Source organism: Aminomonas paucivorans DSM 12260 (assembly GCF_000165795.1).
In the GTDB taxonomy this organism is placed as follows: Bacteria; Synergistota; Synergistia; order Synergistales; family Synergistaceae; genus Aminomonas; species Aminomonas paucivorans.
Map to the genome: position 1 here is coordinate 736,914 of NZ_CM001022.1, position 22,912 is coordinate 759,825.

A 22,912-nucleotide genomic window follows, 5' to 3' on the forward strand; every position below is an offset into this window, starting at 1 on the left:
CGTCAGTCCACGATCACCGCCAGAAACGAAAGGGGACCCTTGCCCACGTTGCGGATGGCGTGCTGGTGGGTCCGCTGAAGGATCAGCATGTCCCCCGGTCCCACCTCGGTGACCGTTCCGTCCTCCTCGTAGAGCCCCTGTCCCTCCAGGATCACGAACAGTTCCTCGTTGGTCAGGTGGGTGTGCAGCCCCACCTCCGCCCCCGGGTCCAGGCGGATGGTGCCGATCATCCGGAAGTGGCTGCCCTCCAGCTCCGTCCCCGGGGGGAGGGCGTAGGTGTTCCAGCTACCCCCCGCTCCCGCCTGGAGATGCTCTCGGCGCACGGGCTTCATGCCCTGGGCCCGGCAGATCACCGGGGGGACCTCCCGTCGGATTCCGGACCCTTCCGGGGGTCTTTGCCCCTCGGGGTCTCCCCGGCTTCTTCGGTTCCCCAAAGCATACAGTTCCAGCCGCAACGGGCCCGGTTCTCGCAGGAGCCCAGAAGCAGGATGCAGTGACGTTCCTTGTCCATGGTGCCTTCCTCCCTGTCTTGAACGGTCTCTGTTTTCCATCATACGCCGCCTTGACGTCCGGGGCCACTCGGCGGATGATTACTATTGGTTATCATTCGAATCGATCAGGAGGGGATGTCGTGAAGGCTTTGATCGTGTACGCCCACCCGAAGGAGGGCAGCTTCTGCGAGGCGGTGCGCCTCGCGGTGGAGGAGGAGCTAAGGCGGCGGGGGGCGTCCTGCGAGGTGGAGGACCTATACGCTCAGGGGTTCGATCCCCTGCTTACGGCGGAGGAGCAGGCCGGGGCTTTCAACGGGGTGTTTCCGGAGGACGTGCGAAGGGCTCAGGCACGGGTTGCCGAGGCGGACCTCCTGGTCTTGGTCCACCCCCTGTGGTGGTCCTCCGTCCCGGCGATCCTCAAGGGATGGATCGATCGGGTCCTTGCCTACGGGTTCGCCTACGACTTCGGCGACGGGATGCGGGGACTCCTGAAGGGGAAGAGAGTGGCCCTGTTCACGTCCACCGGAGCCTCCGAAGAGGTCCTTCGGCAGGGAGGCACCCTGGATGCCCTGAAGGTGTTCCTGGACGAAGGGGTGTTCGGCTCCTGCGGCATGGAGGTGGTCCTGCACCGGTATCTCTTCGGGCCTTGCGGCGCCTCCGACGAAGAGCGTCGGGTCATGCTGGAGACGGTGCGACGGGACGCACAAACCCTGGCCTGATCCCATACCGGGGGAAGAGAGACGAGGGGGGAGGGGGACGGTGCGTCCCCCTCCCCCCTCGTCTGTGGAGCCACCTCGGCGGAGCCCCCTACTTGCGCAGGCGTGACCGGAACAGCAAGAGCAGGGCCAGAACCCCCAAGGGGGTCGCCCCGGTTCCCGCCGAGCAGCCGCCCCCTCCGGAGGTCGGGGTTTCCCCTTCCCCCTCGTGGGCGTACCCCAGGGGCGGGACGGTGAGCACTTTCCCGTCGTCGAAACGCACCTGGAGCGTTGTGGTCCCGGGGTTGTGGGCCGTGTAGATCCGGTTGCCCGAAGCGTCCCGGAAGCTGGAGGCGCAGGTGTGGCTGGCTCCGTTGTCCCCGTGGTCCGCCGCCCCGTGGGAGAGGAGGGAGTCGATCCACCAGTAGATGGCCCCCCGGGAGGTGTCCTGAAGGATCAGGTTGTCGTAGGTGGGAGCAGGGACCTCCCACTGCATCTTCCAGCCGTCCAGGGGCGGGGCGTCGCCGCTTGCGGCGGCGATCAGGGCCTGGGGGTCCGCCCGGTATGCCGAGGTGAGGGCCTCGGCCATCAGCAGCTTGTCCTTGTTGCTCGGAGAGGCGGGGTTTCGCCCGCCTCCCAGCAGGGGCAGGTCGTTTTCCAGGTACCCCCGGACGTTCTCCTCGATTCCCGCCGCGTCGGTACCCAGGTAGAGGGACGTCCCCGTCAGGGGAAGCCACTGGATGCCGTGCTTCAGGAGGGGCGGGTTGCCGAAGTCCGTCTGGAAGGTCATCTCGTTCTGGTTCACCTGAGAGACCATGGAGGGAACGTAGCGCTGGGGCACCAGGGTGGAGCTGGCGGCGTACTGCCGGAAGCTCAGGTAGGGGCGGAAGGCGGCGTCGGAGGTGTGCCCGAACCAGTACAGCTCCGCCGCCTTCGCCTCGGAGGCGAACTGGTAGGCCGCCCAGCGCTCCAGGTCCATGTTGTCCGGATGTTCCGGGTAGTTCAGCTGGGCCCAGAGGAGGAGGGCTCCCCAGGCCTGGATGGCCTCGGGGGTGGATTCCTGCTGCCCCCCCTGGTTGCCCCGGGAGGATCCGCTGGCCCAGGAGTGCCCCGCGTAGGGGCTGAAGTGCCGCAGGAAGGGAAAGTCCGGGTCCGCCCCGGAACCGGCCCGGCTCGTGTTGGCGATGTCCCGGATCAGGAGGCGGATCATGGGGGCGTAATCCTCCGCCCAGTGCTGGTTGTCCGGATCGTCGGGATGGGCCTTCTCCCAGCGGGCGATCTCCGTGGCGATCTTGATGTAGTAGCCGTAGTGGTAGTGGTGGTCGTTGAGCAGGCTGTCCGCGGCGAACCCGTCCTCGTTGGAGGGGATGAGGGTGCCCCACCGGGGATCGTAGTAGAGGGCGTGCTCCGCCGCGTTCTTCAGGGTCGAGCCGTCGCTTTTCACCGCCTGGAGACGGTAGGCCAAGGTCTCCGCGGCCCGCTTGTAGAGGGCCCTCGTCACCCGGTCCACCGCGGCGGGATCCGAGGCCTTGGATCGGACCATCTCGGCGATGGGCAGGAGCATGGCCAGCCGATGGATCTCCTGGGCTCCGAAGTAGCTGCCCTGGGAGAGGAAGTTGGGGTCCTGGGTGTCCAGGGCCTGCTGGAGGTAGCCCGCCATGCGGTCCGCCTTGGCCGTGTCGGGGTCGTCGATCAGGGCGGGCAGACAGGGAGGCACGTCCAGGGTGTTGAGGAAGGAGCTGCCGCTTCCCAGCATCATCGGTCCCTTCAGGGAAGGCCAGTAGCACCCCTGGGCCCAGGAAGAGGCGGGGACGGGGCTCATGGAGGAGTTCAGGAGGGAGACCTGCTCCTGTCCCAGGTACTGGTGCGGGTACAGGGCGTGGAGGGTGCCGTCGGTGGCCGGGGATTCCCCCGCCACCGGGGTGGTCTGGTAGGTGTAGACCGCGGTCACGGAGTTCTCGGACAGCCGGGGTTCCACCCGGGTGTCCGTGACCTCCGCGAAGGCGTATCGGGCGAAGGTGGCCAGGGCTGTGCGGATGGCCGCTTCGTCGGGCTGATCGAAGAGGGTCTTGCCCATGGGGAGGGGGAGCACCGCCACGGCGTAGTGGGAGCCCCCGGAACAGACCGCGGTGTTCAGCACCCGGCCGTCGTCCTTCTGGGTCTTGACCAGGGTCCAGGTGGATCCCGCGGGTCCGAAGACCCCGTAGACCGTGTAGGCCGAATAGCCCTGGGCGCCTGAGGGAGAGGCGGGGGCCCCGAAGGGAACCTGGTTCACCACGGCGAAGGCGGAGCAGGGGATGGCCTGCCCGTCCGCCATCCCGGCGTTGACCCCGAAGGCGTCGCCGCTTTCGGGGATGACGGTGCCGATGTTCCAGGTCCGGAAGGTCACCTGGGGGGCCCCGGAAGAGAGCTTCAGAAGGACGAAGGGGGAACCGTTCCCCGCCGTGACGGCCAGCTTCTCCGTGGGAGACTCCATGGTGAAGTTCACGAACCAGTCGCTCCATCCCGTGACCTTCAGGGACGAGAAGGAGGCCTCGTTCCAGCCGGAGGCGGTGGAGCCCAGGTAGAGGTCCTGGTCAAAGAAGGCGTTGAAGTAGGGGGAGATCCCCGCGTTGTCCCCCGTCCCCACGACCTCCTGCATGAACCCCGCTCCCCCCGTGAGCACCCCGTCCCGCATCCCCGCCCGCTGGGTGTCCGGCACGTTCAGGGAGAGGGCCAGTCCCCCCTTTTGGGGCTGGAAGACCAGGGGTTCGCTGAAGATCTGCCAGGAGAGGGCAGCCATGGGAGGCTTCGGGGCCGGGTCCGGTAGATCTCCCGGATCCAGCCAGACCAAGGGGGTCCACCAGTCGCTGGTGGGAGCCTTGCGGTCTCCCGCGGAGGCGTCCACGTTGGGGCCCACGGCGGGAAGGGTCATCCGGACGGGGCCGCCGTCGGGCTTGGTCCCGTCGGCGGGCTTGACCAGGGCGTAACTTCCCTTGCCTCCCGGAGAGGCCCAGTTGTCTCCGGTGGCCTGAATCGCCAGCAGAAGCACCGCCGTGGCGCATAGGATCAGGAAAAGCGTGCAGAACCGGGTACTCTGTCTCATCATAGCCCCCCTTTGGGAAACAATAAGAAACATGAAGTGTGGCGGAAGAACCGGAATTCACGATAGTTCTACAGACAAAAGCCGTCAAGCGTTAGCGAGGCGAAACGGAGCGAGGGTTGACGAGACGCGAGGCTTCTGGTAATAACAAGTGTTAGATAACATATGTTACCAAGGAGGTCGAGCCATGCCCCCCCCGGTTTCCCTGACCCGTGAGACCATCCTGGCGGAAGCCCTGGCGCTGGTGCGGGCGGAGGGGCTGGAGTCCCTCACCGCCCGGCGGCTTGCCGCTCGCCTGGGCTGTTCCGTGGCCCCCCTCTACCGGACCTGGGGGTCCATGGACGAGCTGGTCCGGGGAACGCTTCGCCGGATTCGGGAGCTGCTGGAAGGACGGACCGCCCGCTGTTCCACGGGCATGGCGTTTCGAGACGTGGGGCTGGGCCGGGTCCTCTTCGCCCGGGACGAACCGCGTCTCTATCGGGCCCTCTTTCAGGAGTCCCCCCTTTCCCGGGAGGCGAGGAGGGGGTTTTTCGAGCAGGTGGAGGAATCCATGGGGAGGGAACCGCCCCTGGATCGCCTGTCCCCCCTCCGGCGTCGGGCCCTCCTGGAGGAACTGACCGCCTACACCCACGGCCTGGCGCTGCTGTGCATGGAGGGGGAGGTGGCGGACGTGCGCGACGAGGCCCTGAACGGGCGCATCGGCCGGGTGGGACGGGCGGTGATTCGGTCTTTCCTGGAGGAACCGGGGCCGGAGAGGGAAGGAGGAGGGGCATGAAAATCTTGCTGTTGGACGGGGAGTCCCGGGAGGGGCAGACCCCCACCTTCCGGGGGAGGAGGGAGGCCCTGGCGCGGGCGCTGGAGAGGAGAGGGCACGAGGTGCGGGTCCTTGTGCTGCGGGAGAAGACGATCCGCCCCTGTGTGGGGTGCTTCCGCTGCTGGATCGCCACGCCGGGGACGTGCGTCCACTCCGACGACGGGCCGGAGCTGCTGAGGGCGATCCTGGAGACGGACGTCCTGGTCCTGGTCTCGCCCCTGGCCATGGGGTTCTTCACCGCCACCCTGAAGGGGGCCATGGATCGGTGCATCCCCCTGGCCCTTCCCTATCTGGAGAGGCGGGGCGGGGAGCTGCACCATCCCCCGCGGTACGGCGAGAGACCGGTGCCCGCCCTGCTGGCCTACGAGCCCGAGGCGGACACGGAGGAAGAGGACCATCGGATCCTGGCGGCCTACATGGAGAGGCTTTCCCGGAACCGGAACGCCCCCGACGGGGGCGCCTGGTCCCTGGAACGGGGAGAGGAGGCCATCGCCGATGCGGTTGACGCTCTGCAACGGATCCCCTAGGGGGCGCTCGGGGAACACCCCCATCCTGGAGGAGCACTTCGCCCGGGGGGTTCGGTCCGTCTCCCCGGAGCACCGGATCCGGACCTGCACGCTGGGGGAGCCCGAGGGGTTTCGGGAGGCCCTGGAGGCCTTCGGGGAGGACGACGCGGTGCTCCTGGGGTTTCCCCTCTACGTGGATGCCATGCCCAGCGGGGTGAAGGCTTTCCTGGAGGTCCTGGGAGAGAGGCGGGGGGAGCATCGCCCCGTCCTGCTCTTCCTGGTGCATTCGGGCTTTCCCGAGGGGGTTCATACCCGCCTCGTGGGGGAGTACCTGGAGAGGGCGGCCCGGAGGCTCGCCTGTCCCTGCGGGGGAGTGATGCGCTTCGGAGGAAGCGAGGGGATCCGCCAGGGGGGCAACGGAAAGGTGCTGCGGAGCATGGAGGCCCTGGGCCGGGAGTTCGGGATCAGGGGGCACCTGGACCCCCAGTCCCTGGAGGCCCTTGCGGGGGTGGAGCGGCTGTCCTCCTGGATTCTGGGGCTGGTGGGCTGGGCCTCCCGGGTGTTTTACTGGGACCGGATCCTGAAGAAGAACGGGGCCTTCGATCGGCGTTACGATCGTCCCCTGGAGCCGAGGTAACCTTCCCCGCGTTGCGGGGGGGCTGGGGGAGGAGGTAGAGTCCGAGGCAAGCGGGGCGCATCGGGGTTTCCCGCATTTCCTCGGGAGGTGGCGGCATGAGTGTGGAGTGGGGGGTTGCCCGACGGGCGGATCTTCCTTTGGACGTGGCGGTCCTGTCTCTTTCCGGGGTCATGATGCTGGCGGTGGGGGGGATCCTCGTCCCCGTGTCGCGGGGGTTGTTGCCGGTCTACGAGAACGGGCTGCAGGGGCTTCTGCTCTTCCTGGTGGCGCTGCACATGATGTTGCTGGGCAAGACCCCCTTCGGGGACCCGGGGCGCTCCCGGGGGCTTCTCCTCCTGGGCGGAGGGGTGGCCGCCTCGGGCATCGTCACCTGTTTCGTTCCGGACCTCCTCGGGGCTTTTCCCCGAGTGCTCCTCTTCCTGTGTTTCACCGCCGGGGGGGCGGCGCTCTTCCTGCAGATGCTCCTTCGCCGGGACCGTCTGCCCCATTGGAAGGGCCTGGGGAGAGTCGGGAGGCACCTCGTCCGGGGGTGCTCCCTCGTCTATCTGTCCTCCATCCCCTTGGGGATCCGGATCCTCCAGAACCGCCTGACCGGAGATCCCTGGATCGCCGTCGTCGCCCTGGTCTACGGGGGAGGGGTGGTCTACCTGTCCTGGGTGCTCCTCCTGGTACGCCGGACCTACCCGAACGGCGGGGAGGCAGGGCCGGGACCTCTTCAGGAGGACAGGATCCTCCTCCTCCTGGTGGGGCTGTTCATGCTGCTTCTGGGGGGACTGCTCACTCCGGTGCACCTGGGGCTCCTGCCCTTCTCCGGGAGCGCCCAGCTGGGGCTCCTGATGGTGCTCTTCGCCGTGCAGATGCTGGCCTTCGGGAGCACCCCCCTGGGGGCCTATACCCGCTCCTGGCCCATGATCCTGCTGGGGATGCTCTTCGCCCTCCTGGGCACTTTCTCCTGTCTGGTTCCGGAGACCCTGGTGCCCTTCCTGACGCTGCTGGTGGGATGGCTCAACATCGGGGGAGGGGTGCTGGGATTGAGGCGACTGTGGTTGCCCCTGCTGCGAGGTCCCAAGATCCCGAGGCCCGTGCCCCCGATCCTGCTGCATCTCTACGCGACCCAGACGACTCTGGACCTGCTCTCCCTGCTGTTCGGGACCTCCATGCTGGTGGCCCGGTTCCTCCCCGGCCTGGCGGTGGGGGGGATCCTGGCGGCCAACGGAGGCGTCCTGCTCTACCTGGTGCACGTGTTGGTCCGGTTGGACCGGGTCTTCCCCCCGGAAGGGGCGGCTTCGACTTAGAACTCCCTGAGAGAAACAGGAGGCGGGGCCCGGTGCGGGCCCCGCCTCCTGTCCGAGAGGGATGGCAGCTCGTGCAGGGAGGGATCAGATGGCCTGGGCCTCCTGGGGCTTCGGGATGGGGTACCCCTCGGTGCGCACCAGGCGGTGGAAGGCTTCCCGGAGGCGGCGGGTCATGGGGCCCTGGACGCCGTTGCCGATGGTGCGGGCGTCCACGTTCGTCACGGGGACCAGCTCCGCGGCGGTCCCGGTGACGAAGATCTCGTCGGCGGAGTACACGTCCCAACGGTTGAGGAAGGTCTCTTCCGTGGGGATCTCCAGCTCCGCGGCGATCTCCAGCACCGCCTTGCGGGTGATGCCCCGGAGGATCCCCACCCCGTGGTGGGGGGTCTTGAGCACCCCGTCCTTGACGAGGAAGATGTTGTCCCCGGTGCACTCCGCCAGGTAGCCTTCCCGGCTCATGCAGATGGCCTCGTGGGCCCCGGCGTTGCGGGCCTCCAGGCAGGCCATGATGTTGGGCAGGTAGTTGCAGCTCTTCACCTGGGGCGCCAGGACCTCCCCGTAGTTCCGCCTCGTGGCGGCGGTGACGAGGCGCAGTCCCTTCTCGATGAACTCCTCCGGGTACATCTGGATCTGCGAGGCGATGCACACCACGTTGGGTTCCTTCGCCAGGTTCGGATCCAACCCCAGGTTCCCTTCCCCCCGGGAGACCACCAGGCGGATGTAGCCGTCGTCGATGCCGTTACGGGCGCAGGTCTGGGCGCACACCTCCGCCATCTCCGGTTTGGTCATGGGCACGTTCAGGCAGATGGCCTGGGCGGAGTCGTAGAGCCGGTCGATGTGCTCCTCCAGCCGGAAGATGCGTCCCGCATAGGCCCGGATTCCCTCGAAAACTCCGTCTCCGTACAGGTACCCATGGTCGAACACCGAAACCTTCGCCTGATCCTTGGGAACGAACGAACCGTTCAGGTACACCGTGCTCATGGCGATCACTCCTTTCCCCCGAAGGGGGTCTTCCGGCAAACGTCCTCGCGGGGCGTTTCGTCCAGCACCGCTCCCTCCACTCCCGACCGGACGAAGCGCCGGTACCGGTTGAGGAAGGGGCTTTCCACCGCCTGTTCCTTGGGGATCCGCTTGGCCTCTCTGGCCTGCCACTCTTCCGGGGAGATCCCCAGATCCAGCCGCCTTCCCGGGATGTCCACGGTGATGGAATCGCCCTCCTGCACCAGGGCGATGGGACCTCCCGAGGCGGCCTCCGGGGAGACGTGCCCCACCGCAGCTCCCCGGGTGGCCCCGGAGAAGCGCCCGTCCGTGAGGAGCGCCACCGTGCGGTCCTTTCCCTGTCCCGCCAAGGCGGCGGTGGGGGTGAGCATCTCCCGCATCCCCGGGCCTCCCTTGGGGCCCTCGTAGCGGATCACCACCACGTCCCCGTCCCGGATGCGTCCCGCCAGGATGGCCTCCGTGGCCGCCTCCTCCCCGTCGAAGACCCGGGCCGGACCGGTGTGGCAGAGCATCTCTTCCGCCACGGCGGACTGTTTCACCACCGATCCCAGGGGGGCCAGGTTGCCCTTCAGCACCGCCAGGCCTCCCTGGGCGTGGTAGGGCCGGTCCAGGGGGCGGATCACCTCGTCGTCCCGCACCTTCCGGGAGGCCACGTTCTCCGCCACGGAGCGTCCCGTGACGGTGAGGCATTCCCCCCGCGCCAGGCCTCCCGCCAGCAGGCGGGCCATCAGGGCGGGGATGCCCCCCGCCCGGTGGAGGTCCTGGATGTGGTAGGGGCCTCCGGGGCTCATGGAGCAGAGGTGGGGCACCGATCGGCCCAGCTCGTCGAACCGGTCCAGGGGCAGGTCCACCCCGGCGGCGTGGGCCAATGCGGGCAGGTGGAGGGCCGAGTTGGTGGAGCCTCCCAGGGCCAGGTCCGCCGCCACGGCGTTGTGGAAGGCCTGGGGGGTGAGGATGTCCCGGGGGCGGATTCCGGCGCGTACCAGCTCCATGACCGCCACCCCCGCGTCCTTGGCCAGCCGGTCCCGGGCGGCGTCCACCGCCGGAATGGTGCCGTTTCCCGGCAGGGCCAGCCCCAGGGCCTCCATCATGCAGTTCATGGTGTTGGCGGTGAACATCCCCGCGCAGGAGCCGCAGCCGGGACAGCAGGCCTCTTCGATTTCCCTCAGCTCCTCGTCGGAGCAACGCCCTGCGGCGTGGCGTCCCACCGCCTCGAAGGCGGAGGAGAGGTCGATGTCCCGTCCCTCGAACCGTCCCGCCATCATGGGGCCGCCGCTGACCACCAGGGACGGGATGTTGAGCCGTGCGGCGGCCATGGCCATGCCGGGGATGATCTTGTCGCAGTTGGTCAGCAGGAGAAGTCCGTCCAGGGCGTGCCCCTGGGCCATGATCTCGATGGAGTCGGCGATGAGTTCCCGGCTGGGGAGGGAGAACTTCATCCCCAGGTGGTTCATGGCGATGCCGTCGCAGACCCCGATGACGGGGAACTCCAGGGGAAGGCCCCCGGCGGCGTAGATCCCCGCCTTGGCCGCCGCCGCCAGCCGGTTCAGGTGCACGTGTCCCGGGATGAGGGCGTTGTAGGAGTTCACCAGCCCGATCCAGGGGCGCTCGATTTCCCAGTCCGTGTATCCCGCCGCCTTCAGAAGGGCCCGATGGGGGGCCCGGGCGGGGCCGCGTTTTGCCTGATCGCTTCGCATGTTCGGTCCCTTCCTCTCTTTTATTCGAGGATCATTTCGTCGATGGCTCCCCCGGGGGGCACCATGGGAAGCACCTTTTCGTCCCGGGGGATCCGGAAGTCCACCACCACGGGGCCCGGGGTCGCAAGGGCCCGGTCCACCGCGGGGCGCACCTCCTCCGGCCGGTCCACGGAGAAGCCCGTTCCCCCCAGGGCCTCCGCCAGCTTGGGGAAATCCGGGTCCCGGGAGTAGAGGGTCTGGGAGTAGCGGTGGTCGTAGAACAGCTCCTGCCACTGTCGCACCATCCCCAGGCAGCTGTTGTTCAGCAGCAGCACCTTCACGGGCAGGCCGTAGCGGGCGCAGGTGTCCAGCTCCTGGATGTTCATGAGCAGGCTGCCGTCCCCGGCCACGCAGAACACCGGGAGGTCCGGCCGGGCCACCGCCGCCCCCATGGCGGCGGGGAGGCCGTAGCCCATGGTGCCCAGCCCTCCGGAGGTGAGGAAGCGTCCCGGGTGGATGGCCGGGTAGTGCAGGGCCGCCCACATCTGGTTCTGTCCCACCTCGGTGGTCACCAGGGCCTCCCCGTCGGTGGCGTCGAAGGCCGCCTGGAGCACCTGCCAGGGATGCACCGCCCCGTCCCCCTGGGGGCGAGGGAGGGGGTACTGGGCCTTCCATCCCTGGATCTGCTTGAGCCAGCCCTTCCGGGGCAGGGGGCGAAGGGCCGACAGGGCCTCGGTGAGCCGGTCCAGGAGCGTCGTCGCCTCTCCCACCAGCCAGAGTTCCGGTTCGATGTTCTTGGAGATCTCCGCAGGGTCCCGGTCCAGGTGCACCACCTTCGCCAGGGGGGCGAACCGGTCCCGTTTTCCCGTGCTTCGGTCGCTGAACCGGGACCCCACCGCCAGGATCAGGTCCGCGGAGGTGAGGGCGTGGTTCGCCTCCGGACGGCCGTGCATCCCCGCCATTCCCAGGGAAAGGGGGTGGTTCTCCGGGAAGGCTCCCTTTCCCAGGAGGGAGGTGGCCACGGGGATCTGGAAGGCCTGGGCGAACCGGGCCAGGGCCTCCCAGGCCCGTCCCCGGATGATCCCTCCCCCGGCGAAGATCACCGGGCGTTCCGCCCCCCGCACCGCCGCCGCCGCCTCCTCCAGGAGAGAGAGGTCCTGCACCGCCTCGGGATGGTAGCCCGGAAACTCCACCCGACCGGGCATGCGGTAGTCCCCCAGTTCCCGCTGCACGTCCAGGGGGATGTCCACCAGCACCGGGCCCGGGCGTCCCGTGGCGGCGATGTGGAAGGCCCCCTTGAGGATCTCCGGGATCCGCTCCGCCGAGCGGACCTGGACGCTGTGCTTCACCAGGGGCAGAGTCGCCCCCAGAATGTCCGCCTCCTGGAAGGCGTCGGAGCCGATGGCGAAGGTGGCCACCTGCCCCGTGAGGGCCACCAGGGGCACCGAGTCCAGGTTCGCCGTGGCGATGCCCGTCACCAGGTTGGTGGCCCCGGGCCCCGAGGTGGCCAGACAGACCCCCACCCGGCCGCTGGCCCGGGCGTATCCGTCCGCCCCGTGGGCCGCCCCCTGCTCGTGTCGCGCCAGGATGTGCCGGATCGGGCTGTCGTACAGGCTGTCGTACAGGGGGATCACCGTGCCCCCGGGGAGGCCGAACACCGTATCGACCCCCAGTTCCTCCAGGGACCGAACCACCATCTGCGCTCCGCTCATCCTCATGGGTTCTCCCCCCTCTCTCTTCTCTCTGCGGCGTCCCCGACCGGGGGACGCCGGATCGTCGGTCATCCCGCGATTCGGGAGGCCACTTCGTCCCCCGAACGTTCCACCGGGGAGGTTCCCCCCAGCTCGAAGGGCAGCCCCTCGGGGTCGGATTCCTCCAGGTAGGCCGTCACGGCCCCTCCCACCGCGTCCGCCGCCTCGTGCTCCCCCAGGTGCCGCAGCAGCAGCTCTCCCGAGAGGATCGCCGCCAGGGGGTTGGCCCGGCCGGTCCCGGCGATGTCCGGGGCGGACCCGTGGACGGGCTCGAACATGGAGAGGCCGTCGCCGATGTTTCCCCCCGCCGCCATGCCCATGCCCCCGGAAAGCCCCGCCAGCAGGTCGCTCACGATGTCCCCGAAGAGGTTGGGGCAGAGGAGCACCCCGAAGGCGTCGGGGCGCCGCACCAGGTGGTAGCAGCAGGCGTCCACGTTCTCCTTCTCCAGCTTCAGGCCGGGGTACTGCGCCGCCACCCGGGCGGTCTCGTCCTCGAAGAAGCCGTAGAGGTGGGGCACCGCGTTGGCCTTGGTGACCAGGGTGACCCGGTCCTCCCCCCGCCGGACTGCCAGCTCGCAGGCGTACCGGGCGATGCGCTCCACCCCCGGGCGGGTGGACACGGCCACCTGGGCCGCCAGGGGGCAGGGCGGGGTGGTCCAGAGGGCCAGCTCCCCCTTGAGTTCGTAGGGGGCCCGTCGGGCATCCACGGAGAAGCTCAGGGAGCCCCCCTCGGCGCGGCCTCCCAGGCCCATGTACAGGTCCTCCGTGTTCTCCCTCACTACCACCGTGTCCAGCCTGCGTCCTTCCGGAAGGGGCACCGGCAGGGGCACCCGGGGAAAGCTCAGGGCGGGGCGTAGGTTCACGTATTGGTCGAAGCGGAAGCGAAGGGTCAGGAGGATGCCCCGTTCCAGCTCTCCGGGCTTGACCCGGGGGTCCCCGATGGCCCCCAGGAGCAGGGCGTCGCAGCCCCCCATCTCCTCCAGGGCCGACTCGGGGAAGATCTCCCCGGTGCGGAGGTAGTGGGCCGCCCCGAAGGGGTAGTCCTGCCAGTCCAGGGAAAAGCCGAATCGGTTCGCGGCGACGTCCAGTGCCTTTCGGGCCTGGCGGGTCACCTCCGGCCCGATGCCGTCCCCGGGGATGCAGGCGATGCGATAGGTCTTGCTCATGGCCGGACCTCCTTCTCGGCGAGGCGTCGCCGCACGTAGGGCACCAGGCCTCCCGCCTCCACCAGATCCGCCAGGAAAGGGGGGAAGGGGCGCACCGGGTAGGACTCCCCCCGGGTCTGGTTCTCGATGGTTCCCCCCTGGGGGTCCACCCGGAGGCGGTCTCCCTTGCGGATCCGGGCCGCCCCCTCCGGGCACTCCAGGATGGGCAGCCCCACGTTGAGGGCGTTGCGGAAGAAGATCCGGGCGAAGGAAGCCGCCACCACGCAGGAGACCTGGGTCCCCTGGATGGCCAGGGGGGCGTGCTCCCGGCTGGAGCCGCAGCCGAAGTTGGCTCCCCCCACGATCACGTCTCCCGGTCGGACGGACCCCGCGAAGGTGCTGTCCAGATCCTCCATGCAGTGGGGCGCCAGTGCCTCGGGGGTGCTGACGGTGAGATAGCGGGCGGGGATGATGACGTCCGTGTCCACGTGGTCCCCGTAGACCCAGGCGTTGCCCTCCAGGATCCGGCTCATGTCAGCATCCCTCCTCGCGGCGCAGCGCCGCCGGATCGTCCCCCAGGACCTCCCGGGGGTCCGCCACCCGACCGAGCACGGCGGAGGCGGCGGCCACCAGGGGGCCCGCCAGAACCACTTCGCTCTTCGGGTGCCCCATGCGGCCCACGAAGTTCCGGTTGCTGGTGGCCACGCACCGTTCCCCCTCCGCCAGGATGCCCAGGTGTCCTCCCAGGCAGGGGCCGCAGCTGGGGGTGCACACCGCCGCCCCCGCGTCCAGGAAGGTCTGGAGCCAGCCCCGCTTCATGGCCTCCGAGAAGACGGGGTAGGAGGCGGGGATCACCACCAGGCGCACCCCCTCGTGGACCCGTCGTCCCTTCAGGACCCGGGCCGCCGCCTCCAGGTCCCGCAGCCTGCCGTTGGTGCAGGAGCCGATGAAGACCTGATCCACCGTCAGGTGGGCGCACTCACCGGCGGGGCGCACGTTCTCCGGCAGGTGGGGCAGGGCCACCAGAGGCTCCAGGGCAGAGGCGTCGAAGGTCTCGGCAGAGGCGTAGCGGGCGTCCCGGTCGGGCTGCACCGGTTTGAAGGGGCGCTTGGCCCGGGGGGCGACGTATTCCAGGGTGTCCCGGTCCGGGGGGAAGAGGCCGCACTTGCCGCCTGCCTCGATGGCCATGTTGGCCATGGTGAACCGGTCGTCCAGGTCCAGAGAGGCCAGGGCCTCCCCGTGGAACTCCAGAGCCCGGTACCGGGCCCCCTCCACCCCGATGCGGCCGATGAGGGAGAGGATCAGGTCCTTGCCGCAGATCCAGGGAGAGGGGGTTCCCTCGTAGACCACCCGGGTGGTCTCGGGCACCCGCAGCCAGGCCTCTCCCAGAGCCCAGGCGGCGGCCAGGTCCGTGGACCCCACCCCGGTGGCGAAGGCCCCCAGGGTGCCGCCGGTGCAGCTGTGGCTGTCCGCCCCCAGGACCAGGTCTCCCGGGAGGATGTACCCCTCCTCGGGGAGGAAGGCGTGTTCCACCCCGCACTGTCCCGGCTCCCAGAAGAGAAGTCCCTGCTCCCGGGCGAAGGCCCGGCAGGTCTTCAGCTGCTCCGCCGAGGCGATGTCCTTGGGAGGGGTGAAGTGGTCCGGCACGATGGCGCAGCGGGCCCGGTCGAACACCTCCAGGGCCCCCATGCGGCGGAACTCCCGGATGGCCGGGGGCGCGGTGATGTCGTTGGCGAAGGCGAAGTCCACCCGCACCCGGCAGATGGAACCGGGGGCCACGGGGTCTTCGGTTCGGGAGGCGATGAGGGCCTCAGCGAGAGTCCGTCCCATACAGATTCACTTCCTTTGCTGCGGCCACCACGTGGAGCCGGTTGACCGCGCTGACGTAGGCCTTGATGGCCGATTCGATGACGTCCGTGGAGGCTCCCCGCCCCTGGGCGTTCACCCCTTCGTGACGGAGCACCACCACCGTTTCCCCCACGGAGTCGGACTGCTCGCTGGTGGCGTGGATGCGGAACTCCCGAAGCTCCGGTTCCAGCCCCACGATGCGCTTGATGGCCTCGTAGGCCGCGTCCACCGGGCCGTTGCCCGCCGCGGCGTCGGTGATCTCCTGCCCGTCGCGCCGAAGGGTGATGCTGGCGGTGGCCCGTCCGGAGGAAACCTGCACCCCGAAGTCCACCAGGTCGTAACGCCGCTCCGGCAGGGCAGAGACCACCTCGTCCGCCACCAGGGCCTCGATGTCCCCGTCGGAGACGGTCTTCTTGCGGTCGCAGAGGTCCTTGAAGAGGCCGAAGGCCTTGTCGATCTGGTCCTCGTCCAGGTGGTAGCCCAGGGCCTCCAGGCGGTCCCGGAAGGCGTGTCGCCCCGAGTGTTTCCCCAGCACCAGGGCGGTTCCCGGGGCCCCCACGTCTTCGGGGCGCATGATCTCGTAGGTGGTCCGGTTGCAGAGCATCCCGTGCTGGTGGATCCCCGCCTCGTGGGCAAAGGCGTTGTCCCCCACGATGGCCTTGTTGGGGGGCACCCGAACCCCCGTGAGGCGGGAGACCAGCTTGCTGGTGCCGTAGAGCTTCGTGGTGTCCACCCGGGAGCGGGCGCCGTACCGGTCCGTGCGGGTCTGGAGGGCCATGACGATCTCCTCCATGGAGGCGTTTCCCGCCCGTTCCCCCAGACCGTTGACGGTGCATTCCACCTGCCGCACCCCCATCCGCACCGCCGCCAGGGAGTTGGCCACCGCCATCCCCAGGTCGTTGTGGCAGTGCACGGACCAGGCCACGTTCTTCGGGGCGGCCACCTCCCGGATCAGGGCCTCCACGAAGGCGCCGAACTCCTCCGGGGTGGCGTAGCCCACCGTGTCGGGGATGTTGAGGGTCGTGGCCCCGTGTTCCACGGCGGTGCGGAACACCTCCGCCAGGAAGTCCGGCTCGGAGCGGCTGGCGTCCTCGGCGGAGAACTCCACGTCCTCCACCAGACTCCGGGCGTGTTCCACCCCGGTGCGCACCTGCTCCAGGACCTCCTCTCGGCTCATCTTCAGCTTGAACTCCCGATGGATCGGACTCGTGGCGATGAAGGTGTGGATCCGGGGACGGCCTGCGTCCTTCAGGGCCTCGAAGGCCGCCTCGATGTCCCCCTTGCGGGTTCGTGCGAGGCCTGCCACGGTGAGCCCCGGGACCTCCCGGGCGATGGTCTGGACGGATTGGAAGTCCCCGGGGGACGCAGCGGGGAACCCCGCCTCGATGATGTCCACCCGCAGTCGGGCCAGTTGGTGCGCCACCTGGAGCTTCTCCGTCAGGTTCAGGTTGACCCCCGCCGCCTGTTCCCCGTCCCGCAGGGTCGTGTCGAAAATTCGTACGTCCTCCACCGTCATGAGCCCGTCCACTCCTCTCGTCTTGTCCCTCTAGCAGTCCGGAGCCTGTTTGGATTCCATCCAGGGCATCATGCCCCGAAGCTCCCGCCCCACCTTCTCGATGGGGTGCTCCTTCTCCGCCTTCATCCAGGCCCTCATGACCGGACGCCCCGCCTGGTTCTCCAGGATCCAGTCCTTGGCGAACTCGCCCTGCTGGATCCGGTCGAGGAGGGTTTTCATGGCCTCCCGGGTGTGGGCGTCCACTACCTTGCGTCCCGCCACGCAGTCCCCGTACTTGGCGGTGTCGCTGACGGAATAGCGCATCCAGCCCAGACCGCCCTCGAAGATCATGTCCACGATGAGCTTCAGCTCGTTGAGGCACTCGAAGTAAGCGATCTCCGGCTGGTAGCCCGCCGCCACCAGGGTGTCGAAGCCCGCCTTGACGAGTTCCGTCACGCCGCCGCAGAGCACCGCCTGCTCCCCGAAGAGGTCCGTCTCCGTCTCCTCCCGGAAGGTGGTCTCCAGGACCCCCGCCCGCCCCGCGCCGAGGCCGCAGGCGTAGGCCAGGGCCAGGTCCCGGCACGACCCGGAGGCGTCCTGGTACACCGCCAGCAGCGCCGGAACCCCCTTGCCCTCCTGGAACATGCGCCGCACCAGGTGTCCCGGGCTCTTCGGCGCCACCATGAACACGTCCCGATCCTTGGAGGGGACCACGGTGCCGAAGTGGATGGCGAACCCGTGGGCGAAGGCCAGCGCCGCCCCGGGCTTCAGGTTCGGGGCCACTTCGTCCCGGTAGATTCCTGCCTGCAGGTGGTCGGGCATGAGGAACATCACCACGTCCGCCGCCTTGGTGGCCTCCGCCACGGAGAGAACCTGGAAGCCGTCCCGCTCCGCCACGGCCTTGGAACGGCTGCCCGCATGGAGACCCACCACCACCTTGTGGCCGCTGTCCTTCAGGTTCTGGGCGTGGGCGTGTCCCTGGCTGCCGTAGCCCAGGATCGCCACCGTCTTGCCCTTCAGGGTCTCCAGCTTCGCGTCCTTCTCGTAGTACACCGTTGCCATGGATTGCCATCTCCTCTCGAATGTGGGGCGGATTCGCGTCGCCTCGGATTGCCTCTTGTCTTCCCTCCCGGGTGGAAACGCCCGGGGGTGTCGCATCTAGGAGATCCCTGCGCAGGAAAGCCGCAGGGGAATCTCTTCCGAGAAGGGGAGGGTGGCGGCGAAGCCCGTGCGCTGCATGCCCACGGCTCCCGAACCCGCCACCTCCAGGACCCCGTAGGGGCGGAAGGCCTCCATGCAGGCCTCCATCTTTCCCTGATCCCCCGTCACCTCCAGGGTCACCGCGTCGGTGCCCATGTCCACCACCCGGCACCGGAAGACCTCCGCGGTCTGGAGCACGTGGGGTCGAACCTCCAGGGGGGCCCGGACCTTGATGAGGGAGAGCCAGCGCTCCACGTACTTGCTGCGGCTCAGCTCCTCCACCGTCACCACTTCCACCAGCCTCTCCAACTGCTTCGCCAGAAGGGACATGCCTCGCTCGTCCGCCTCCACCACCACGGTGAACCGGGAAAAGCCGGTGGTGTCGGTGCGTCCGACGCTCAAGCTCTCGATGTTGTAGCCTCGTCGGTAGATGAGGCCGGCGATACGCATCAGAACGCCCGGATGGTCCTCTGTCAAAACGCTCAACGTGCACTTCATCGCGTTGTCCCTCCTTTGCTCTCTTGGTGGACTCGGGGATATAAAAAAGGGCCGGGACCCGTACGGGTCCCGGCCCTGGAGAGCGCTGCCGTGGCGCGACTACGCGCCGGCCGCCCCAGGGGGGGACCCACGGGTAATCAGTACCAGTACCAGCGCCAGCACCAGCGACAGAACGGAAGAGCAGAAGAAGCCTTCGGAAGCGGTCATGGCCTGTCGGTTCACGGGTATCCCCTCCTTTGCGGTGGAATGCGGTTCGGACCGACCGAACCGGGAAATTGCGTGACATTCTAGGGACTCTCGGGAGAATCGTCAAGGGTTTCCTCGGCGAATCCCCGCGAATCCTCGGGGGGGCTGCAAAGGTTTTCTCCGGTGGGGTACAATAAGACGAAGTATTCCCTAATCCATCCTCCGAGCTGCGGTGCCTAAAGACGTGAGGTCCAGGGTTCGCAGCCGTCTAGGGTGTCCCTGGAAACGGGGGTGCCTCCCTTCCGGAAAGGAGGACGGCAATCCATGCCTGTGCTGGAAGCGCTCATCGCCGAGGCGGACCCGATGCTTCGTTCCCTCTACGCCGAATACCTGTCCCGGACCCGGGGCTACTGCCTCGGCGGCTACGCCACCTCGGGGCCGGAGCTGTTTCGCTGTCTCCAGAATCGGCGTCCCGCCCTGGTCCTCCTGGATCTGTTCCTTCCCGAGTTCGGAGGCCAGGAGGGGCTTAGGCGTTCCCGGACGGAATTCTCCCGGGTGGACCATATCATCCTCTCCGAGGGGGACGACCCGGACACGGTCCGGGGGGCCCTGTGTCTCGGGGCCTTCGACTACCTCATCAAACCCTTCACCTTCGACCGTTTCCACGCCGCCCTGGACGCCTACGGCAACTACTACTGGGGGCTGACGGGGCGCAAGACCCCCTGGAGGCAGGCGGACCTGGACAAGATCCTCCACGGCAGGACCGTCGGTCGAGGGGGAGAGGTGGGGATTCCCAAGGGCCTTCAGGAACCGGTGCTCCGTCAGGTGGTCCGGGTCCTGCAGGTGGCGGAGTGTCCCCTCGCTGCGGCGGAGATGGGGGAGCGTCTGGGCCTGTCCCGCTCCACCGCCCGGCGCTACCTGGAGTTCCTCGTGGAGACCGAACTGGTCCGGGTGGAACACGCCTACAAGGAGATCGGCCGTCCCCTGAAGCAGTACGTCCTGAAACGCACCGCCTCCCCCCTGGCGTCTTTCTGAAGGAACCCAAGCCGGACGAAAACGAAAAGGAGAGATAACGGACAAAAAGGAGTAATGGTCCGAATTTCATCTCCATAAAATGCAACATAGTTGCAATATGTTCTACCCTTCCTCCGTGAACACTCACGGAGGAGGTCAGGAAATGAACAACGCTCTGTACAGTTTCTCTCAGCCCTGCAACGAGCCGGTCCTGGGATATCTGCCCGGGTCTCCGGAACGGGCGGCCCTGGAGGCGGAGCTGGAGCGCCAGAGCTCCCTGCAGCCGGAGATCCCCCTGATCATCGGGGGGCGTCCGGTGCGCACCGGACGCCTGGGCAAGGTCACCATGCCCTGCGACCATGGACACCTGCTCGCCACGGTCCACCGGGCGGGGGCGACGGAAGTGCGGCAGGCCATCGACGCGGCGTTGGCCGCTCGGGAGGATTGGCTGAACCTCTCCTACCACGAGAGGGGAGCCATCTTCCTCAAGGCGGCGGAGCTGATCTCCAAGCGCTACCGCGCTCTCCTGAACGCCGCCACCATGTTGGGGCAGGGGAAGAACGCCTTCCAGGCGGAGATCGATGCGGCCTGCGAGGTGATCGACTACCTCCGGTTCAACGTGCACTTTGCCTCCCGGATCTACGCGGACCAGCCCCTCATGGGGTCGGACAGCATCAACCGCATGGAGTACCGTCCCCTGGAGGGGTTCGTCTTTGCCGTCACCCCCTTCAACTTCACCGCCATCGCCCTGAACCTCAACCTGGCCCCTGTGCTCATGGGCAACGTGACGATCTGGAAGCCCGCCTCCACGGCGGTGCTGTCCTCGTACTACCTCATGAAGGTCCTCCAGGAGGCGGGGCTCCCCGACGGGGTGATCAACTTCCTCCCCGCCTCGGGAGCGGAACTCACCGAGACGGTCCTGGACGATCCGAACTTGGCGGGGATCCACTTCACCGGGTCCAACGGGGTTTTCAACGCCCTATGGCGGGGGGTGGCGAACCGACTGGACCGCTACCGCAGCTATCCTCGTCTGGTGGGAGAGACGGGGGGCAAGGATTTCGTCTTCGCCCACGCCTCCGCGGACATCGCGGCCTTGTCCACGGGGATTCTCCGGGGAGCCTTCGAGTACCAGGGTCAGAAGTGTTCCGCCGCTTCCCGGGCCTACATCCCCCGTTCTCTGTGGCCGGAGGTGCGCCAACGGCTGGTGGAGGGGATCCAATCCATGAAGATGGGGGACGTCCGGGACCTGGACTGTTTCGTCAACGCAGTCATCGACCGCAAGTCCTTCGAGAGCATCCAGGGGTACGTGGAGAAGGCCAAGGCTTCCCCGGACGCGAAGATCCTGGCGGGAGGGGAAGGGGATGCCTCCACGGGCTACTTCTTCCGACCCACGCTGATCGAGGCCCTGGATCCGCGCTTCGTCACCATGGAGGAGGAGATCTTCGGCCCCGTGATGACGGTGTACGTCTACGAGGACGAGCGCTTCGAGGAGACCCTGCACCTCTGCGACCGCACCTCCCCCTACGCCCTCACCGGGGCGGTGTTTGCCCAGGATCGGTACGCCTTCGTCCAGGCCTGCCGGACCCTCCGGTACGCCGCGGGGAATTTTTACCTCAACGACAAGCCCACGGGGGCCATGGTGGGGCTGCAGCCCTTCGGGGGAGCCCGGGGCTCCGGGACCAATGACAAGGCGGGAAGCGGCCTGAACCTGCTCCGGTGGGTGAGCCCCCGCACCGTCAAGGAAACCCTGCTGCCCGCCACGGATTGGCGTTATCCCTACATGACCCGCTGACGCAGGAAGCCGTTCCCTTCCGTGGGGACGGCCTCTCGTTTTGTCCGAGCCGCTTCGCGGGAGAGGGCTGCTCTGCTCTCTTCAGTTGGTATGCAGAGATCGAGGGGGAGGATCGTACGATGGGTACCACGACCATGACGAGCGTGCTGAGGGATTCCATCCTTGCGGAGGTGGGGTTGGAAGAGGTTCCTTCCGGGGCGACCTTGGGCGGGAGCGGCGGGTGGCTGGACGTGCACGGGCCGGAGCTGGTCTCCCGCTCCCCAACGGATGGACAGGAGATCGCTCGGATCCGGCAGGCCGACGGATCCGACCTGGCTCGGGTCCTCGACGGGGCCAGGGAAGGGTTCAGGACCTGGTCCGCCATGCCCGCCCCCCGGCGCGGGGAGGTGGTGCGGCGCATCGGGACGCAGCTACGCCGGTACAAGGAGCCCCTGGCCCGGCTCATCACCCTGGAGATGGGGAAGATCCTCCCGGAGGCTCGGGGAGAGGTCCAGGAGATGATCGACATCGCCGACTTCGCCGTGGGACTCAGCAGGCAGCTGTACGGCATGACCACCCACAGCGAGCGGCCCGGTCATCGGTTGTACGAACAGTGGCACTCCCTGGGGCCGGTGGGGGTCGTCACGGCCTTCAACTTCCCCAGCGCGGTCTGGAGTTGGAACGCCATGCTCGCGGGGGTCTGCGGGGACACGGTTGTCTGGAAGCCCAGTTCCCAGACCCCCCTGGTGACCTTGGCGGTGCAGCGGATCCTGGAGCCCGTCCTGGACGAGTTCGACCTTCGGGGTGTGTTTACCGCCGTCGTCGGTCCGGGGCGCAGCGTGGGAGAGGAGCTGCTTCGGTCGCCCCACATCCCCCTGCTCAGCGTCACCGGCAGCGGTTCCGTGGGAGCCCACGTGGCTCAGGTGGTGGGGGCGCGCATGGGACGCACCATCCTGGAGCTGGGGGGCAACAACGCCGTGATCGTCCGGGAGGACGCCTGCCTGGACGACGCGCTTCAGGCGGTCTTCTTCGGGGCGGTGGGGACGGCGGGACAGCGCTGCACCAGTACCCGCAGGGTGATCCTGCACCCTCGGATCGCCAAGCCGTTCCTGGACCGTCTCTGCTCGGCCTACCGCCATCTGAAGGTCGACCATCCCCTGTGGACGGACCCCCACGTGGGTCCCGTGACCACCCCCGAGGCCATGGAGGACATGGAGTCGGCCATCCGGGAGGCCCGAGACGCCGGGGGGACCCTGCTGGCGGGGGGAGACCGCGTTCCTGTGGAGGGAGCGCCGGAGGGATACTACATCCGCCCGGCCATCATGAGGGCGGAGAACCACTGGCCGGTGGTGCAGAGGGAGACCTTCGCTCCCCTCCTCTACGTCATGGAGGCGGAGAGCATGGAGGAGGCCCTGGCTCTGCAGAACGGCGTGCCTCAGGGCTTGAGCTCCTCTTGCTTCACCAATTCCCTGCGGGACGCGGAGCGGTTCCTCTCGGTCCGGGGGTCGGACTGCGGCATCGCCAACATCAACCTGGGGACGTCGGGAGCTGAAATCGGCGGGGCCTTCGGGGGCGAAAAGGAGACCGGCGGCGGCCGGGAATCGGGGTCCGACGCCTGGAAAGCCTACATGCGCCGCCAGACCGTCACCATCCACTGGGAGGATGGTTTGGAACTGGCACAGGGCGTGGTCTTCAAGCTGCCCGGGGAGGCATGATGCGTCCGTAGTTCGGGATGGCCGGCTGCGCCGACGACGATCCGGATCGAATCGGCGCGGTCGGCCCTTCAGGTTCCCGAATCGGCTTTTTCTC

At 68.2% G+C, this 22,912-nt stretch carries 20 protein-coding genes and 1 riboswitch; of the genes, 8 read left to right on the forward strand and 12 right to left on the reverse strand.

The window, feature by feature from the left end; translation table 11 throughout:
• Window positions 1-2: 2 nt before the first annotated feature.
• Window positions 3-353, reverse strand: coding sequence for a cupin domain-containing protein (locus APAU_RS03255; protein WP_006300248.1), 351 nt, complete (start codon window positions 351-353; stop codon window positions 3-5).
• Window positions 350-511: a hypothetical protein gene (locus APAU_RS13510; protein WP_006300249.1), complete on the reverse strand. Its 162-nt coding sequence runs from the start codon at window positions 509-511 to the stop codon at window positions 350-352. Before APAU_RS13510 ends, APAU_RS03255 begins: the two co-directional genes overlap by 4 nt.
• Window positions 512-631: 120 nt before the next feature.
• Here APAU_RS13510 and APAU_RS03260 point away from each other — a divergent pair, with 120 nt between their 5' ends.
• Window positions 632-1,210, forward strand: coding sequence for an NAD(P)H-dependent oxidoreductase (locus APAU_RS03260; RefSeq protein ID WP_006300250.1), 579 nt, complete (start codon window positions 632-634; stop codon window positions 1,208-1,210).
• An 88-nt stretch (window positions 1,211-1,298) separates the two neighbouring features.
• Here APAU_RS03260 and APAU_RS03265 read toward each other — a convergent pair whose 3' ends face one another.
• The gene (locus APAU_RS03265; RefSeq protein WP_006300251.1) at window positions 1,299-4,271 is read right to left on the reverse strand and encodes a glycosyl hydrolase; all 2,973 of its coding nucleotides are present in this window, start codon (window positions 4,269-4,271) and stop codon (window positions 1,299-1,301) included.
• Window positions 4,272-4,455: 184 nt separating this feature from the next.
• Between APAU_RS03265 and APAU_RS03270 the strand changes: the two genes are divergently transcribed.
• The 4 genes from APAU_RS03270 (at window position 4,456) to APAU_RS03285 (ending at window position 7,520) form a co-directional block, all read left to right on the forward strand.
• A complete protein-coding gene (locus APAU_RS03270) occupies window positions 4,456-5,043 on the forward strand; it encodes a TetR/AcrR family transcriptional regulator (protein ID WP_006300252.1) in 588 nt (195 codons plus the stop codon).
• Window positions 5,040-5,609, forward strand: a complete 570-nt coding sequence (locus tag APAU_RS03275; protein WP_006300253.1) for a flavodoxin family protein — start codon at window positions 5,040-5,042, stop codon at window positions 5,607-5,609. The genes APAU_RS03270 and APAU_RS03275 overlap by 4 nt, the downstream gene beginning before the upstream one ends.
• Complete coding sequence (locus APAU_RS03280; protein ID WP_006300254.1) at window positions 5,578-6,225, forward strand: NAD(P)H-dependent oxidoreductase; 648 nt, start codon at window positions 5,578-5,580, stop codon at window positions 6,223-6,225. Before APAU_RS03275 ends, APAU_RS03280 begins: the two co-directional genes overlap by 32 nt.
• Before the next feature lie 95 nt (window positions 6,226-6,320).
• The gene (locus APAU_RS03285) at window positions 6,321-7,520 is read left to right on the forward strand and encodes a hypothetical protein (RefSeq protein WP_006300258.1); all 1,200 of its coding nucleotides are present in this window, start codon (window positions 6,321-6,323) and stop codon (window positions 7,518-7,520) included.
• 84 nt (window positions 7,521-7,604) lie between these two features.
• Here the strand turns inward: APAU_RS03285 and ilvE are convergent, their stop codons facing one another.
• The 9 genes from ilvE to ilvN all read right to left on the reverse strand — a co-directional run bounded on the left by ilvE (window position 7,605) and on the right by ilvN (window position 18,132).
• Window positions 7,605-8,501, reverse strand: coding sequence for a branched-chain-amino-acid transaminase (gene ilvE, locus APAU_RS03290; protein WP_006300259.1), 897 nt, complete (start codon window positions 8,499-8,501; stop codon window positions 7,605-7,607).
• 5 nt (window positions 8,502-8,506) lie between these two features.
• Window positions 8,507-10,216 carry a dihydroxy-acid dehydratase gene (gene ilvD / locus APAU_RS03295; RefSeq protein ID WP_006300260.1) on the reverse strand — a complete coding sequence of 570 codons (1,710 nt, stop codon included), beginning with the start codon at window positions 10,214-10,216 and terminating at the stop codon, window positions 8,507-8,509.
• Window positions 10,217-10,236: 20 nt separating this feature from the next.
• Window positions 10,237-11,913 (reverse strand): biosynthetic-type acetolactate synthase large subunit, encoded by a 1,677-nt coding sequence (gene ilvB, locus APAU_RS03300; RefSeq protein ID WP_006300261.1) that lies wholly within the window; start codon window positions 11,911-11,913, stop codon window positions 10,237-10,239.
• Window positions 11,914-11,975: 62 nt separating this feature from the next.
• On the reverse strand, window positions 11,976-13,112 hold the full coding sequence (locus APAU_RS03305; protein WP_006300262.1) for an isocitrate/isopropylmalate dehydrogenase family protein: 1,137 nt from the start codon (window positions 13,110-13,112) through the stop codon (window positions 11,976-11,978).
• Window positions 13,109-13,624 (reverse strand): 3-isopropylmalate dehydratase small subunit, encoded by a 516-nt coding sequence (locus tag APAU_RS03310; protein WP_006300263.1) that lies wholly within the window; start codon window positions 13,622-13,624, stop codon window positions 13,109-13,111. Before APAU_RS03310 ends, APAU_RS03305 begins: the two co-directional genes overlap by 4 nt.
• Window position 13,625: 1 nt before the next feature.
• Window positions 13,626-14,921: a 3-isopropylmalate dehydratase large subunit gene (locus APAU_RS03315; RefSeq protein ID WP_006300264.1), complete on the reverse strand. Its 1,296-nt coding sequence runs from the start codon at window positions 14,919-14,921 to the stop codon at window positions 13,626-13,628.
• A complete protein-coding gene (locus tag APAU_RS03320) occupies window positions 14,902-16,455 on the reverse strand; it encodes a 2-isopropylmalate synthase (protein ID WP_006300265.1) in 1,554 nt (517 codons plus the stop codon). The genes APAU_RS03315 and APAU_RS03320 overlap by 20 nt, the downstream gene beginning before the upstream one ends.
• A 30-nt stretch (window positions 16,456-16,485) precedes the next feature.
• Window positions 16,486-17,496 carry a ketol-acid reductoisomerase gene (gene ilvC, locus APAU_RS03325; RefSeq protein ID WP_006300266.1) on the reverse strand — a complete coding sequence of 337 codons (1,011 nt, stop codon included), beginning with the start codon at window positions 17,494-17,496 and terminating at the stop codon, window positions 16,486-16,488.
• A 96-nt stretch (window positions 17,497-17,592) separates the two neighbouring features.
• Entirely contained in the window at window positions 17,593-18,132 is a 540-nt protein-coding gene (gene ilvN / locus APAU_RS03330) for an acetolactate synthase small subunit (RefSeq protein WP_006300267.1), read from the reverse strand.
• A 394-nt stretch (window positions 18,133-18,526) separates the two neighbouring features.
• Window positions 18,527-18,647, forward strand: a riboswitch (molybdenum cofactor riboswitch).
• On the opposite strand from ilvN, the gene APAU_RS03335 reads away from it, so the two are divergent.
• From APAU_RS03335 to APAU_RS03345, 3 genes are all read left to right on the forward strand, one after another.
• Window positions 18,643-19,353, forward strand: coding sequence for a response regulator (locus tag APAU_RS03335; protein WP_006300268.1), 711 nt, complete (start codon window positions 18,643-18,645; stop codon window positions 19,351-19,353). (Overlaps the previous riboswitch by 5 nt.)
• Window positions 19,354-19,495: 142 nt before the next feature.
• Window positions 19,496-21,124 (forward strand): L-glutamate gamma-semialdehyde dehydrogenase, encoded by a 1,629-nt coding sequence (pruA, locus tag APAU_RS03340; protein WP_006300269.1) that lies wholly within the window; start codon window positions 19,496-19,498, stop codon window positions 21,122-21,124.
• A 134-nt stretch (window positions 21,125-21,258) separates the two neighbouring features.
• The gene (locus tag APAU_RS03345; protein ID WP_156789420.1) at window positions 21,259-22,818 is read left to right on the forward strand and encodes an aldehyde dehydrogenase family protein; all 1,560 of its coding nucleotides are present in this window, start codon (window positions 21,259-21,261) and stop codon (window positions 22,816-22,818) included.
• Window positions 22,819-22,912 lie beyond the last annotated feature (94 nt).

Bases quoted from the DNA above. Each gene is read 5' to 3' on its own strand.
- APAU_RS13510 (WP_006300249.1), bottom strand. From the start codon at position 511: ATGGACAAGGAACGTCACTGCATCCTGCTTCTGGGCTCCTGCGAGAAC.
- APAU_RS03265 (WP_006300251.1), bottom strand. From the start codon at position 4,271: ATGAGACAGAGTACCCGGTTCTGCACGCTTTTCCTGATCCTATGCGCC.
- APAU_RS03270 (WP_006300252.1), top strand. From the start codon at position 4,456: ATGCCCCCCCCGGTTTCCCTGACCCGTGAGACCATCCTGGCGGAAGCC.
- APAU_RS03275 (WP_006300253.1), top strand. From the start codon at position 5,040: ATGAAAATCTTGCTGTTGGACGGGGAGTCCCGGGAGGGGCAGACCCCC.
- APAU_RS03280 (WP_006300254.1), top strand. From the start codon at position 5,578: ATGCGGTTGACGCTCTGCAACGGATCCCCTAGGGGGCGCTCGGGGAAC.
- APAU_RS03285 (WP_006300258.1), top strand. From the start codon at position 6,321: ATGAGTGTGGAGTGGGGGGTTGCCCGACGGGCGGATCTTCCTTTGGAC.
- ilvE (WP_006300259.1), bottom strand. From the start codon at position 8,501: ATGAGCACGGTGTACCTGAACGGTTCGTTCGTTCCCAAGGATCAGGCG.
- ilvD (WP_006300260.1), bottom strand. From the start codon at position 10,216: ATGCGAAGCGATCAGGCAAAACGCGGCCCCGCCCGGGCCCCCCATCGG.
- ilvB (WP_006300261.1), bottom strand. From the start codon at position 11,913: ATGAGGATGAGCGGAGCGCAGATGGTGGTTCGGTCCCTGGAGGAACTG.
- APAU_RS03305 (WP_006300262.1), bottom strand. From the start codon at position 13,112: ATGAGCAAGACCTATCGCATCGCCTGCATCCCCGGGGACGGCATCGGG.
- APAU_RS03310 (WP_006300263.1), bottom strand. From the start codon at position 13,624: ATGAGCCGGATCCTGGAGGGCAACGCCTGGGTCTACGGGGACCACGTG.
- APAU_RS03315 (WP_006300264.1), bottom strand. From the start codon at position 14,921: ATGGGACGGACTCTCGCTGAGGCCCTCATCGCCTCCCGAACCGAAGAC.
- APAU_RS03320 (WP_006300265.1), bottom strand. From the start codon at position 16,455: ATGACGGTGGAGGACGTACGAATTTTCGACACGACCCTGCGGGACGGG.
- ilvC (WP_006300266.1), bottom strand. From the start codon at position 17,496: ATGGCAACGGTGTACTACGAGAAGGACGCGAAGCTGGAGACCCTGAAG.
- ilvN (WP_006300267.1), bottom strand. From the start codon at position 18,132: ATGAAGTGCACGTTGAGCGTTTTGACAGAGGACCATCCGGGCGTTCTG.
- APAU_RS03335 (WP_006300268.1), top strand. From the start codon at position 18,643: ATGCCTGTGCTGGAAGCGCTCATCGCCGAGGCGGACCCGATGCTTCGT.
- pruA (WP_006300269.1), top strand. From the start codon at position 19,496: ATGAACAACGCTCTGTACAGTTTCTCTCAGCCCTGCAACGAGCCGGTC.
- APAU_RS03345 (WP_156789420.1), top strand. From the start codon at position 21,259: ATGACGAGCGTGCTGAGGGATTCCATCCTTGCGGAGGTGGGGTTGGAA.